The sequence below is a fragment of the Mycolicibacterium sp. MU0053 genome (assembly GCF_963378095.1).
GTDB lineage: Bacteria > Actinomycetota > Actinomycetes > Mycobacteriales > Mycobacteriaceae > Mycobacterium > Mycobacterium burgundiense.
The window spans coordinates 3,072,004-3,085,195 of record NZ_OY726397.1 but is presented as its reverse complement, the minus strand read 5'-3'; the positions used below and the strand labels follow the sequence as shown (position 1 = coordinate 3,085,195).

Genomic DNA, 13,192 nt, shown 5'->3' with positions numbered 1-13,192 from the left:
GCGCGGATGCGACGACGACGGTTGACCACCGCGGCGGTGGCGGTGACCGCCGCGCTGGTGGGCTCGCTCGTCGGCTGCGGCAGCGGTGCCGAAGGCGAGATCGACTACGCCGTGGACGGCACGCTGACCACCTACAACACCAACACCGTGGTCGGCGCCGCCTCGGGCGGGCCGCAGGCCTTCGGCCGGGTCCTCAGCGGATTCGGATACCACGGTCCCGACGGGCAGGTGGTCGCCGACCACGACTTCGGCTCGATCTCGGTGGTGGGCCGCGAGCCGCTGGTGCTGGACTACCAGATCGCCGACGACGCGGTGTATTCCGACGGCAAGCCGATTACCTGCGACGACATGGTGCTGACCTGGGCCGCGCAATCCGGTCGGTTCCCGGCCTTCCACTCCGCGAGCCGGGCGGGCTACATCGACATCGCCACCATCGACTGTGCGCCCGGCCAGAAGAAGGCGCGGGTGTCGTTCGCCGTCGATCGCAACTTCGCCGAGTTCACCCAATTGTTCACGGCGACCAGCCTGATGCCCTCGCATGTCATCGCCGACGAGTTGGGGCTCGGCGAGGGCGGGGTCAGCACGGCGCTGCTGCGCAACGACATCGCCCAAGCCGAACAGATCGCCCGGTTGTGGAACACCATGTGGGAGCTCAAGCCCGACCTCGACCTCAATAACTTCCCGTCCTCGGGGCCCTACCGGATCGAGTCCGTGCGCGACGACGGCGCGGTGGTCCTGGTGACCAACGACAAGTGGTGGGGCCCAAAGCCCGAGACACCGAAGGTGACGGTCTGGCCGCACGGCATCGAGGTGCAGGACCGCATCAACGACGCCACCTTCGACGTCGTCGACATCGCGGCCGGGTCCTCGGGGACGTTGACCATGCCGGACGGCTACGAGCTCACCGAATACGCGTCCGCCGGCATCGAACAGCTGATCTTCGCACCGCAGGGCCCGTTGGCGGCCGTCCCCGCGCGCCGGGCGCTCGCGTTCTGTACCCCGAGAGAGGCGATCGCCCGCAATGCCGAAGTGCCGGTTAGCAATTCGCGGCTGAATCCGGCCGCCGAGGATGCGCTGACCCAGGCCGAGGGCATCCCCGAGGCCGGGCAGTTTCTGATCGGTAACCCCGACGCCGCGCGCGAGGCACTCGACGGCGCGCCGCTGACGGTGCGCATCGGCTACCAGACGCCGAACCCGCGGCTGGCGGCCACGGTCGGTTCGATCGCGAAGTCCTGCGCCCCGGCCGGCATCACCGTGCAGGATGCGGGCGGCACCGAGGTCGGGCCGAACACCCTGCTCGAAGGACAGATCGATGTCCTCATCGGCAGCACCGGCGGCGCGACCGGCGCGGGCTCCAGCGGCGCGTCGGCCGTCGACGCGTACACGCTGTTCGCCGGCAACGGCGACAACCTGGCGCGCTACGCCAACCCCCAGATCGACGGTGTCATCAGTGCACTCGCGGTCACCATCGATCCCAAGGAGCAGGTCCGACTGCTGGCCGAGGGGGCACCGGTGCTGTGGGCCGACATGCCGACGCTGCCGCTGTACCGACAGCAGCGCACGCTGCTGACCTCGGCGAAAATGTATGCCGTCAGCAGTAACCCGACCCGGTGGGGCGCGGGATGGAACATGGATCGCTGGGTGCTGCGCAAATGACGCGCTCCGACATCGGCGCCCTGGTGGCCTCGATGACCCGTGAGGTCGCCGACTTCCCCGAACCCGGGGTGCTGTTCAAGGATCTGACCCCGCTGCTGGCCGACGGTCGCGGGTTGGCCGCGGTCACCGAGGCGCTGGCCGAGGCCGCCGCCGGCGCCGACCTGATCGCCGGGTTGGACGCGCGGGGTTTTCTGCTGGGCGCCGCGGTGGCCATCACGATGGGCACCGGCGTGCTGGCCGTCCGCAAGGGCGGCAAGCTGCCGCCGCCGGTGCACTGCGAGGAGTACGCGCTCGAATACGGGACCGCGAAGCTCGAACTGCCGGCCGACGGGATCGATCTGGCCGGGCGTTCGGTGTTCATCGTCGACGATGTGCTGGCCACCGGCGGGACCCTGATGGCCGCGACCCGGCTGCTGCAGCACTGCGGCGCGGTGGTCCCGGGCGCGGCCGTCGTCCTGGAACTTCCCGAGCTCGGCGGGCGCGCGGCCGTCGCGCCGCTGCAGGTGACGAGCCTCCACACCGTCTGAGCCGCCGGGGACTAGTCTGGGGAGCTCAAGGCGTTGGTACGGGCGGAGGTGACGGACGTGGCCGAGGAGCAGCAGACCACGGTGGCCGCCGTGCAGAACAGCCCCGCCGCGGTGCCCCCGGCCGAGACGCCGCCGGCCGCCGGGCCGGGCCGGACGCCCAGCGCCTCGCGACGGGTACGGGCCCGGCTGGCCCGACGGATGACCTCGCAGCGCAGCACCATCAACCCGGTGCTGGAACCCCTGGTGGCGGTGCACCGGGAGATCTATCCCAAGGCCGACCTGTCGATGCTGCAGCGCGCCTACGCGGTGGCCGAGGAGCGGCACGCCACCCAGATGCGTCGCTCGGGCGATCCGTACATCACCCACCCGCTGGCGGTCGCCAACATCCTGGCCGAGCTGGGGATGGACACCACCACGCTGGTGGCCGCGCTGCTGCACGACACCGTCGAGGACACCGGCTACTCGCTGGAGGCCCTGACCGCCGACTTCGGTGAGGAGGTCGGCCACCTCGTCGACGGCGTCACCAAACTGGACCGGGTGGCGCTCGGCACCGCCGCGGAGGCCGAGACCATCCGCAAGATGATCATCGCGATGGCCCGCGATCCGCGGGTGCTGGTCATCAAGGTCGCCGACCGGTTGCACAACATGCGCACCATGCGGTTCCTGCCGCCGGAGAAGCAGGCGCGCAAGGCCCGGGAGACGCTGGAAGTCATCTCCCCGCTGGCGCACCGCCTCGGGATGGCCACCGTCAAGTGGGAGCTCGAAGACCTGTCGTTCGCGATCCTGCACCCCAAGCGCTACGAGGAGATCGTGCGCCTGGTCGCCGACCGGGCGCCGTCGCGGGACACCTACCTGGCCCGGGTGCGCACGGAAATCGTTGCGACGCTGAGTGCTTCACGCATCGACGCCACCGTCGAGAGCCGGCCCAAGCATTACTGGTCGATCTATCAGAAGATGATCGTCAAGGGCCGCGACTTCGACGACATCCATGACCTGGTCGGGGTGCGGATCCTGTGCGACGAGATCCGGGACTGCTACGCCGCGGTGGGAGTGGTGCATTCGCTCTGGCAGCCGATGGCGGGCCGGTTCAAGGACTACATCGCCCAGCCGCGGTTCGGCGTATATCAGTCGCTGCACACCACCGTCGTGGGCCCGGAGGGCAAGCCGCTGGAGGTGCAGATCCGCACCCGGGACATGCACCGCACCGCGGAGTACGGCATCGCGGCCCATTGGCGTTACAAGGAGGCCCGCGGCCGCAACGGCGTCCCGGCCAGCCACGCCGCCGCCGAAATCGACGATATGGCCTGGATGCGGCAGCTGCTCGACTGGCAGCGGGAGGCCGCCGACCCGGGCGAGTTCCTCGAATCGCTGCGCTACGACCTGGCGGTCCAGGAGATCTTCGTGTTCACCCCGAAGGGCGACGTCATCACGCTGCCCACCGGGTCGACACCGGTGGACTTCGCCTACGCGGTGCACACCGAGGTCGGGCACCGCTGCATCGGCGCGCGCGTGAACGGCCGGTTGGTGGCGCTGGAGCGCAAGCTCGAAAACGGGGAAGTGGTGGAGGTTTTCACGTCGAAGGCCCCCAACGCCGGTCCCACTCGCGACTGGCAGAGTTTCGTGGTCTCGCCGCGGGCGAAGGCCAAGATTCGGCAGTGGTTCGCCAAGGAGCGCCGCGAGGAGGCGCTGGAGTCGGGCAAGGACGCCATCGCCCGGGAGGTGCGTCGCGGTGGAATTCCGCTGCAGCGCTTGGTCAACGGCGAATCCATGGGGGCACTGGCCCGCGAGCTGCGGTACGCCGACGTCTCGGCGCTCTACACCGCGGTCGGTGAAGGACACATCTCGGCCCAGCATGTGGTGCACCGACTGCTGGCGCAGTTCGGCGGTGCCGACGACGCCGAGGACGAGATCGCCGAACGGTCGACGCCCTCGAATGTGGTGGTCCGCCAGCGCAGCAGCGACGACGTGGGGGTGTCGGTGCCCGGTGCACCCGGCATCCTGACCAAGCTGGCCAAGTGCTGCACTCCGGTGCCGGGCGACGTCATCATGGGCTTCGTGACCCGCGGCGGGGGCGTCAGCGTGCACCGGACCGACTGCACCAATGCCGCTGCGCTGCAGGAACAATCGGAACGCATCATCGAGGTGAACTGGGCGCCGGGCCCGACGTCGGTGTTCCTGGTGGCGATCCAGGTCGAGGCGCTGGACCGGCACCGGCTGCTCTCCGACGTCACCCGCGTCCTCGCCGACGAGAAGGTCAACATTCTCTCCGCACAGGTGACCACTTCCGACGACCGGGTCGCGGTCAGCCGCTTCACCTTTGAGATGGGCGACCCCAAACATCTCGGTCACGTGCTGAACGTGGTCCGCAATGTCGAAGGCGTCTATGACGTCTACCGGGTGACCTCGGCGGCCTGACTGGGCATTCGTCAGCTCAGTCGAGCGCGACCGAGGTGATCTTGACTTCGTTCGCGGGGGCGCCGTCGCCGGCCCCGCCCTGGACACCGCCGTTGGCAACCCGGTCCAGGGTCGCCAGACCCGTCTCGTCGATGGTGCCGAAGACCGTGTACTGCGGCGGCAGCTGCGAGTCGGCGTAGACCAGGAAGAACTGGCTGCCGTTGGTGCCGGGGCCCGCGTTGGCCATCGCGAGGGTGCCACGCGGATAGGTCACGGTGTTCTGCACGCCCGGGCTGCCGGCGGGGTACTGGTCGGTCGGGTACTCGTTGGCGAACTGATAGCCCGGGCCGCCGGAACCGGTTCCGGTGGGGTCACCGCACTGCAGCACCGACAGGCCCGGCGTGGTGGTCAGCCGGTGGCACACGGTGTCGTCGAAGTAGCCCTGCTGGGCCAGGCTCACGAAGCTGTTGACGGTGCACGGTGACTTCCCGTTGTCCAGCTGCAGGCCGATGTTGCCCTGGGTGGTGGCCATGCTGACGCTGACCTGGGCCGGATCGGTGGGCACCTTGCCGGTGCGCGGCGGCTCGACGGGCTTGCTGGCCTCCCGCGCCGACGGGTACTGGCAGTCGGCCCCGGTATTGGCCGACGGGGTGAACGGGGGCAGCTGACCGTCGGCCGGTGGCTCGGTGACCGGACCGGAGTCCAGGGCCGACGAATCCTCGCCGGGGGTCTGCGAAGCCGCGGAATCGTCGGCATCATCCCTGTTCAGCAGCACCGCGGCCACTACCGCCGCGATCAGCACGACGACCGCGGTGACGCCGCCGATGATGGCGATCAGGCGGCGCTTCTTGGCCTGCTCGGCCCGTCGTTCGAGTTGCCGCTCCAGCTTGCGCTTGGCGGTCTCACGTCGCTGTTCGTTAGTCGGCACTGCCGATGCCCTCCAACTCTGCCGGTGAATGTGCTCGAGACGAGTGTGCCAGCTGTCCCGGCGGAAGCGCTGTCCGACCCGCGGCGGCCGGGTGCGACACTGGTGGTCGTGCTCATCACCGGGTTTGCCGCCGGCGCCGCCGAAACCAACTGTTATCTCGTGGCGCCGCGCCGCGGTGGCCCCGCGATCGTCATCGATCCCGGCGAGGACGCCGTGGCGACGCTGGAGTACTACTTCGCCGTCAACGACCTCACCCCCGCCGCGGTGCTGCTGACCAGCGGCCGGCGCGACGTCACCGGTTCGGCGTTCGATCTGTGCGCGGGTTGGGACATCCCGGTCCATCTGCACCCGGCCGACCGCGACCTGCTGACCGACCCGCCGGAGATCCTCGTCGACGTCGCCGACGGCCAGCAGGTGCCGCTCGCCGAGATCGAGGTGACGGTGGATCACACGCCGGGCCACACCCCGGGATCGGTGGTCTATCGGGTGCTCGCCGACACCGACGAGGGTCCCGCGCCTGTCGCGTTCACCGGACACACGCTGGGCTTTCGCACGGTCGGGCAGCCGGGATGCGATAGTGACCGCCGGCAACTGCTCGCCTCGATCGGAGCAAAACTGTTGGTTCTCGACGACGACACCGTGGTACTACCGGGACGCGGCGCCTCGACGACCATCGGCAGCGAACGTCGTTTCAACACACATCTGGGCACCTCGGCGCCGTGAAGGAGCACAACACCATGAAGGATCAGGCCCCGTGAGCGAAGCATCGTCCTTTCAGGGCCCCAAGGGCGTGCCGGACTACCTGCCGCCCGACTCGGCGCAGTTCGTGGCGGTGCGCGACGGTCTGCTGGCCGCGGCGCGCCGGGCCGGGTACGGCGATATCGAACTGCCGATCTTCGAGGACACCGGTTTGTTCGCCCGCGGCGTCGGCGAGTCGACCGACGTGGTCTCCAAGGAGATGTACACCTTCGCCGATCGCGGGGACCGCTCGGTCACCCTGCGACCGGAGGGCACCGCCGGGGTGATGCGCGCGGTCATCGAGCACGGCCTCGACCGCGGTGGGCTGCCGGTGAAGCTCTGCTACTCCGGGCCGTTCTTCCGCTACGAGCGGCCCCAGGCGGGGCGGTACCGCCAGTTGCAGCAGGTCGGCATCGAGGCCATCGGGGTCGACGACCCGGCGCTGGACGCCGAGGTCATCGCGGTGGCCGACGCCGGATTCCGGTCCCTCGGTCTCGACGGTTTCCGGCTCGAGATCACCTCCCTGGGCGACGACACCTGCCGGCCCGCGTATCGAGAGTTGCTGCAGGACTTCCTGTTCAAGCTTGACCTCGACGAGGCCACCCGGGCCCGCGCCGAGATCAACCCGCTGCGGGTCCTCGACGACAAGCGTCCCGACGTCCGGGCGATGACTGCCGACGCGCCGGTGATGCTCGATCACCTCTCGGCGTCGGCGCAGCAGCATTTCGATGCGGTGCTGGCGCATCTGACCGCGCTGGGGGTGCCGTACGTGGTCAACCCCCGGATGGTGCGTGGGCTGGACTACTACACCAAGACGACCTTCGAGTTCGTCCACGACGGGCTCGGCGCGCAGTCGGGCATCGGCGGCGGGGGCCGCTACGACGGCCTGATGCGGCAACTCGGCGGGCAGGATCTGTCCGGCATCGGCTTCGGACTGGGCGTCGACCGCACGGTGCTGGCGCTCAAGGCCGAGGGGAAGGCGGTCGGTGCGACCACCCGCGTCGACGTGTTCTGCGTGCCGTTGGGGGAGCGGGCCAAGGCCACGCTGGTGGTGCTCGCCGCGCAGTTGCGGGCCGCCGGGGTGCGGGTCGACCTGGCCTACGGCGACCGCGGGCTCAAGGGCGCGATGCGCGCCGCCGACCGGTCCGGGGCCACGCTGGCGCTGGTCGCCGGTGACCGCGACATCGATGCCGGCACGCTCGGTGTCAAGGAGCTGGCCTCCGGCGAACAGGTCGACGTCGCCGCGGAGGCGGTGCTCGCCGAGGTGCTGTCCCGCCTCCGCCGCTGACCCGCCTCGCCCCCCTCCCCGCCTCGCCCCCCTCCCCGCGAGCGTGCGGGTCCCCGGCCGACACGCCGCTTAATTCTCGGATTCTGCGCACCCTCGCGCGTCCTCAGCGTTCTTCTGCACGACGCTGTTGAGGACGCCGTGCGCATCGCCGACACCGCCGTCGAAGGGGGTGCCGCGCTTGAGGACCAGGACACCGGAGGGCGTCACCGCCACCAGTTTGGCCGCACTCGAGGTCACCTGGAGCCGCCGCTCGAATCGCACGTCAGCCAGATTCATCAGTGCGCCACCGCCGGCACTGAACAACCCGAGCTTGCGGTCCAGCACGGCCGCCGGTCGGCAGCTTCCCAGCGGTGCCGCACGGCGAGCCCGGATCGTGCGGATCAACCAGAAGGTCAGGGCAGCCAGGACGACACCGAGCGCGAGAAGCCCGACGCTGCCGACTCCCGGGAGCAGGCCGCCGACCCACGCGACCACCCCGAACACGATCAGCACGACGCCGCCAACGCCGAGCGCGAAGGCCAGCACGGACAGCGCGCCGATCCGGCGGTCGATCACCACCACGCGACGGCCGTCGTCGGTGACGACAAGGCCGCCGGTGTCGGCCAGGATCCGGTACTGGGCTTCGCTCATAGCGGCGAGCCTGCCATCTCGACTACGCGCGACGGTGCGCAAACCACGAGAATTTCCCGGCGTGTCGGCCGGGGACTCGCACCCTCGCGGTAAGAGGGGGGGTCAGATGGTCATCGCGGCCCGCACATCGGCCTCGGCGGCGCGACCGCCGGCGCCCGAGGAACTCACCCGGCCCGCCTCCAGCACGTAGTACTGCTGGGCAGCGTCCAGGGCGAAGCCGATGTGCTGTTCGACCAGCAGCACGCCGAGGTCGCCGCGGCTGGTCAGCGCCGTGATGGCCTGTTCGATCTCGGCGACCACCGACGGCTGGATCCCCTCGGTCGGTTCGTCGAGGATCAGTGTCTTCGGGCTGGTGATCAATGCGCGGGCGATCGCCAGTTGTTGCCGTTGCCCGCCCGAGAGCAGCCCGGCGCGCCGGTTGAGCAACTCCCTGAGCGCCGGGAACAGATCGAGCTGGGCGTCGATCAGCCGCTTGCCGTGCTTGCGGCCGTCGGCGACCACCTGCAGATTCTCGGCGGTGGTCAACTGCCCGAACGACTGCTGCCCCTGTGGGACGTAGGCCAGGCCGCGCGCCACCCGCGCCGACGGCCGCAGCTTGGTGATGTCCTCACCGTCGAAAACCACCTTGCCCGCACCGCATTTGAGCAGCCCGACCGCGGCCCGCAGCAGCGTGGTCTTCCCGGCGCCGTTGTGTCCCATGACCGCGGCCACCCCGTCGGCCGGCACCTCGAGGCTGACCCCGTGGATCACCTCGGAGCGTCCGTAGCCGGTGCGCACATCGATCAGTTGCAGGCTCACGCGGTGTCCTCGATTCCGGTAGCGGCCGTGGTGCCCAGGTAGACCTCCTGGACTTTCGGGTTGGCCTGGACCTCGGCCACGGTGCCCTCGGCGATGACCTGGCCGCGTGCCAACACCGTCACCGAGGTCGCAAACGCGCGCATGAAGTCCATGTCATGTTCGACGACGACGACGGTGCGTTCGGCGCCGATGCGGCGCAACAGGTTTCCGGTCTCGTCGCGTTCTTCGGCGCTCATTCCCGCCACGGGTTCGTCGAGCAGCAACACGTCGGCGTTCTGGACCAGCAGCATGCCGATCTCGAGCCATTGCTTCTGGCCGTGGGCCAGCACCCCGGCGGGCCGATCGGCCAGCGCGCTCAGGCCGATGGTCTCCAACGCCTCATCGATCACCGGCAGCACCTCGCGGCGGCGGCGCAGCAGCGTCCACCACGACCGCTCCGCGCCGGCGGCGATGTCGAGATTCTGTAACACCGTGAGTTGTTCGAAGACCGAGGCGGTCTGGAAGGTGCGGCCCACCCCGAGTCGGGCGATCTGATGCACCTTCTTGCCGAGCAGTTCGACGCCGGACTTGCTGACCGATCCGCTGCCGGATACCAGGCCCGTGATCGCATCGATCACGGTGGTCTTGCCGGCGCCGTTGGGGCCGATCAGAAACCGAAGATCGCCCTGGAACAGCGTGAGGTCGATATCGCTGACCGCCTTGAAGCCGTCGAAATCGACTGTGAGGCCGTGTACTTCGAGATACTCGGTGCCCATGCCGACATTGCCGCCGGCTACCGGTTCCAGTGGGGTGCTCACAGTCGCGCTCCCGCCGTCTCGGCTTCGGTCTGCGGGTCGGGATCGGGCGCCGGATCCGCAGCGGGCGGGCGCGGCGTCTGATCGGCCTGTCGGCGTCGCCGGGCGAACAGCACACCGAGGCCCGCCAGGCCGGCCGGGAAGAAGCCCACCACGATGATGAACAGCAGGCCCTGCGCGTAGGTCCATTCCGACGGGAACCGTTCGGAGAACAGGGTTTGCGCCCACGCGATCCCGATGGCGCCCAGCACCGGTCCGAACAGCGTGGTCCGCCCGCCGATCGCGACACCGATCACGAATGCGATCGACGGCAGGATGCCGATCTGCGAGGGCGCGATGAAGCCGACGATCGGCGCGAACAGGGCCCCGGCGACGGCGGCGAACAACGCGGCCACGGCGTAGGCGACCACCTTGATGTTGGCCGGATCGTAGCCCAGGAAGCGCACCCGTTCCTCGCCGTCGCGCACGGCCACCAGCAACTCGCCGTACCGGCTCTGCATCAGCTGCCGCGCGATCGCCACCACCGCCAACAGCACGCCGGCCGCGATGAAGTACAGCATCCGTCGATTGGCCGGATCGTTGAGGGTGAACCCGAAGAAGGTGCGAAACCTGTTGAGGCCGTTGGATCCGCCGAGGCTGGTCTGGCCGACCAGCAGGATGGCCAGCGCCGCCGCCAGGGCCTGCGACAGGATCGCGAAGTACGCGCCCTTGACCCGGCGTTTGAAGACGCCGAAACCCAGCGCGACCGCGATGGTCGTCGGCACGATGAGGATGGCCAGCAGCGTGAACACGGGGGAGGCGAACGGCGCCCAGTAGCCGGGCAGCACCCGGATGCCGGCGATCTGCATGAAGTCGGGCACCGCCTCGCCGCGCAGTTGGGCGTCGGCGACCTTCAGATGCATGGCCATCATGTAGCCGCCCAGTCCGAAGAACACCCCCTGACCCAGCACCAGCATGCCGCCGCGACCCCAGGCCAGCCCGATGCCGACCGCGACGATCGCAAAGCACAGGAACTTGGCGAACATGCTGAGTCGGAAATCGGAAAGCACCACGGGCGCCAGGCCGAACAGCAGTGCCGCGGCGACACCGAACCCGGCCCACGTCTGCCAGCGTCCCAGCAGCGTTCTCATGCGAGGCTCCTTGTCCGGACGGTGAACAGGCCCTGCGGGCGGACCTGCAAAAACACCACGATGAGTACGAATACCAGCACCTTGGCCAGCGACGCGGTGGTGCTGTACTCGATGAACGAGTTCAGGAAGCCCAGCGCGAACGCCGCGATCACGGTGCCCTTGATCTGGCCCAGTCCGCCGACCACCACCACCAGGAAGGCGTCGATCAGATAGCTCTGCCCGATCGTCGGACTGGTAGAGCCGATCAGCGTCAACGCCACCCCCGCGACGCTCGCCAACCCCGACCCGATGAAGAACGTCGTGATATCGGTGCGGCGCGATGAGATGCCGCTGGTCTCGGCGAGGTCGCGGTTCTGCACGACGGCCCGGATGCGGCGACCCATCGGGCTGGCCTTCAACACGGCGGCCAACACGGTGACGCAGACGATCGCGAGCAGCAGGATGAACAGCCGGGTCTTGGGTACCACGGCACCGAAGATCTCCACGCCACCCGACAACCACGCCGGCGCAATGACATTGACCGCCGGCGCGCCGAAGATGTCGCGGGCGACCTGCTGCAGGATCAAACCGACCCCGAAGGTCACCAGGAGCGTGTCGAGCGGCCGGTGGTACATCCGCTGGATCAGCGTGGTTTCCAGCAGCACCCCGAGCAGCCCGCCGACCACGAATCCGACGGCCAGCGAGATCAGCAGCGAGGCACCGGCATCGGAGATGAGCTGTTGGGTGAGGTAGGCGGTGTAGCAGCCCGCCATGATGAATTCGCCGTGCGCCATGTTGATGACGCCCATCTGGCCGAACGTCAGCGCCAACCCGAGTGCAGCCAGCAACAGGATCGAGCCGAGACTCAATCCCGTTGCCAACTGTCCGATCAGGACATCCATCTAGTCGCTCAGCCGGAGAGTCCGGCGGCCCACGGGTAGGACGCCAGATACGGGTCCGGCTCGATCGGACCGGGGGATTCCCAGGTCGGGTAGATCAGGCCGTCGGGTCGGATCTCGCCGATGCGGGCGGTCTTGGTGATGTGGTTGTTGTCCCCGTCGATGGTCACCAGGCCCTCCGGCGCGGCGAAGCTCACCCCGTCGGCGTTGTCCTGGATTGCCTTGACGTCGAAGGAGTTCGCCTTCTCGACGGTGTTCTTCCACAGATAGACCGACACGTAGGCGGCCTCCATCGGGTCGGAGGTGACCCGGTCGGCGCCGAACTTGTCCTGGAAGGCCTTGACGAACGCCTGATTCTCCGGGGTGTCGACGGTCTGGTAGTAGTTCCACGCGGTCAGCTGACCGTCGATGTTCTGCGCGCCGATGCCCTTGACCTCTTCCTCGGCGATCGACACCGAGATCACCGGCATCTGGTCCGGGGTCAGTCCGGCGTTGGTGTACTCCTTGAAGAACGCGACGTTGGAATCGCCGTTGAGGGTGTTGAACACCGCGCCGGCGCCGGCGGCCCGGACCTTGTTGATGATCGTGGAGAAGTCGGTCGAGCCCAGCGGCGTGTAGTCCTCGCCCCTTATCTCCATGCCGTTGGCCTCGGCGTAGGCCCGGATGATGCGGTTGGCGGTCTGCGGGAACACATAGTCGCTGCCCACCAGGTACAGCGAGGTCACGCCCTTCTCCTTGAGGTAGTCCAGGGCGGGGACAATCTGCTGATTGGTGGTGGCGCCGGTGTAGAAGATGTTGTCGCTGGACTCCAGTCCCTCGTACTGCACCGGGTAGTACAACAGCGCGTCGTTGCCCTCGAAGACCGGCAGCATCGCCTTGCGGCTCGACGAGGTCCAGCCGCCGAACACCGCGGCCACACAGTCGTTCTTGATCAGTTTCTCGGCCTTCTCGGCGAACACCGTCGGCTCCGATGCGCCGTCCTCGCCGACGATTTCGATCTGCTTGCCCAGCACGCCGCCCTCGGCGTTGATCTGCTCGACGGCCAGCAGGATCGCATCACGGACGGTGACCTCGGAGATCGCCATGGTGCCCGACAGCGAGTTCAAGGAGCCGACCTTGACCGCGGAACCGCTGGTGTCCACGCATGATTCGGCGCCGCCACCCGCGGACGGCCCCGCCGAGTCGGTGGCTCTGCTGCCGCAACCGGCCAGGGTCAGGGCGGTGGCGCAGACGAGCGTTCCCGCGGCAACAGCCGACTTTCTCAGATAAGGACGCGAAGAGCTGGGCATCGAGGGCCTTTCATGACGGACGGTGCGAGCACCCCGGCGGGTGTCGAGACCGGACGTTATGGCTCCCGTGTTTCTTTGAAATATCTGTGTGTCACGAACGTATTAACGACTTGTTCGGCGGGCGTTCACCCGCCGGTGAGAT

At 68.7% G+C, this 13,192-nt stretch carries 12 protein-coding genes; 5 read left to right on the top strand and 7 right to left on the bottom strand.

Going from position 1 to position 13,192, the window contains the following annotated elements; genetic code table 11:
- Positions 1–6 precede the first annotated feature (6 nt).
- The 3 genes from RCP80_RS14280 to RCP80_RS14270 are packed head-to-tail and all read left to right on the top strand — an operon-like array spanning position 7 to position 4,598.
- Positions 7–1,656 (top strand): ABC transporter substrate-binding protein, encoded by a 1,650-nt coding sequence (locus RCP80_RS14280; RefSeq protein ID WP_373693537.1) that lies wholly within the window; start codon positions 7–9, stop codon positions 1,654–1,656.
- On the top strand, positions 1,653–2,183 hold the full coding sequence (locus RCP80_RS14275; RefSeq protein ID WP_308478298.1) for an adenine phosphoribosyltransferase: 531 nt from the start codon (positions 1,653–1,655) through the stop codon (positions 2,181–2,183). The genes RCP80_RS14280 and RCP80_RS14275 overlap by 4 nt, the downstream gene beginning before the upstream one ends.
- Before the next feature lie 57 nt (positions 2,184–2,240).
- On the top strand, positions 2,241–4,598 hold the full coding sequence (locus RCP80_RS14270) for a RelA/SpoT family protein (protein WP_308478297.1): 2,358 nt from the start codon (positions 2,241–2,243) through the stop codon (positions 4,596–4,598).
- Between the two features lie 16 nt (positions 4,599–4,614).
- On the opposite strand, the gene RCP80_RS14265 is transcribed toward RCP80_RS14270, so the two are convergent.
- A complete protein-coding gene (locus RCP80_RS14265; RefSeq protein ID WP_308478296.1) occupies positions 4,615–5,505 on the bottom strand; it encodes a peptidylprolyl isomerase in 891 nt (296 codons plus the stop codon).
- Between the two features lie 108 nt (positions 5,506–5,613).
- On the opposite strand from RCP80_RS14265, the gene RCP80_RS14260 reads away from it, so the two are divergent.
- A complete protein-coding gene (locus tag RCP80_RS14260; protein ID WP_308482848.1) occupies positions 5,614–6,228 on the top strand; it encodes an MBL fold metallo-hydrolase in 615 nt (204 codons plus the stop codon).
- 31 nt (positions 6,229–6,259) lie between these two features.
- Positions 6,260–7,531: a histidine--tRNA ligase gene (hisS, locus tag RCP80_RS14255; RefSeq protein WP_308478295.1), complete on the top strand. Its 1,272-nt coding sequence runs from the start codon at positions 6,260–6,262 to the stop codon at positions 7,529–7,531.
- A 69-nt stretch (positions 7,532–7,600) separates the two neighbouring features.
- Here hisS and RCP80_RS14250 read toward each other — a convergent pair whose 3' ends face one another.
- The 6 genes from RCP80_RS14250 to urtA form a co-directional block, all read right to left on the bottom strand.
- Positions 7,601–8,161 carry a hypothetical protein gene (locus RCP80_RS14250; RefSeq protein WP_308478294.1) on the bottom strand — a complete coding sequence of 187 codons (561 nt, stop codon included), beginning with the start codon at positions 8,159–8,161 and terminating at the stop codon, positions 7,601–7,603.
- A gap of 102 nt (positions 8,162–8,263) precedes the next feature.
- The gene (urtE, locus tag RCP80_RS14245; protein ID WP_308482847.1) at positions 8,264–8,953 is read right to left on the bottom strand and encodes an urea ABC transporter ATP-binding subunit UrtE; all 690 of its coding nucleotides are present in this window, start codon (positions 8,951–8,953) and stop codon (positions 8,264–8,266) included.
- Between the two features lie 2 nt (positions 8,954–8,955).
- The gene (gene urtD / locus RCP80_RS14240; protein WP_308482846.1) at positions 8,956–9,714 is read right to left on the bottom strand and encodes an urea ABC transporter ATP-binding protein UrtD; all 759 of its coding nucleotides are present in this window, start codon (positions 9,712–9,714) and stop codon (positions 8,956–8,958) included.
- Positions 9,715–9,752: 38 nt separating this feature from the next.
- A complete protein-coding gene (gene urtC / locus RCP80_RS14235; protein ID WP_308478293.1) occupies positions 9,753–10,883 on the bottom strand; it encodes an urea ABC transporter permease subunit UrtC in 1,131 nt (376 codons plus the stop codon).
- Entirely contained in the window at positions 10,880–11,764 is an 885-nt protein-coding gene (gene urtB, locus RCP80_RS14230; RefSeq protein WP_308478292.1) for an urea ABC transporter permease subunit UrtB, read from the bottom strand. Before urtB ends, urtC begins: the two co-directional genes overlap by 4 nt.
- Before the next feature lie 8 nt (positions 11,765–11,772).
- On the bottom strand, positions 11,773–13,050 hold the full coding sequence (gene urtA / locus RCP80_RS14225; protein ID WP_308478291.1) for an urea ABC transporter substrate-binding protein: 1,278 nt from the start codon (positions 13,048–13,050) through the stop codon (positions 11,773–11,775).
- Positions 13,051–13,192 lie beyond the last annotated feature (142 nt).

What these genes read in the sequence shown, in the direction of transcription:
- urtC (WP_308478293.1), bottom strand. Translation starts at nt 10,883, where the DNA reads ATGAGAACGCTGCTGGGACGCTGGCAGACGTGGGCCGGGTTCGGTGTC.
- RCP80_RS14275 (WP_308478298.1), top strand. Translation starts at nt 1,653, where the DNA reads ATGACGCGCTCCGACATCGGCGCCCTGGTGGCCTCGATGACCCGTGAG.
- RCP80_RS14280 (WP_373693537.1), top strand. Translation starts at nt 7, where the DNA reads ATGCGACGACGACGGTTGACCACCGCGGCGGTGGCGGTGACCGCCGCG.
- urtB (WP_308478292.1), bottom strand. Translation starts at nt 11,764, where the DNA reads ATGGATGTCCTGATCGGACAGTTGGCAACGGGATTGAGTCTCGGCTCG.
- RCP80_RS14250 (WP_308478294.1), bottom strand. Translation starts at nt 8,161, where the DNA reads ATGAGCGAAGCCCAGTACCGGATCCTGGCCGACACCGGCGGCCTTGTC.
- urtD (WP_308482846.1), bottom strand. Translation starts at nt 9,714, where the DNA reads ATGGGCACCGAGTATCTCGAAGTACACGGCCTCACAGTCGATTTCGAC.
- urtA (WP_308478291.1), bottom strand. Translation starts at nt 13,050, where the DNA reads ATGCCCAGCTCTTCGCGTCCTTATCTGAGAAAGTCGGCTGTTGCCGCG.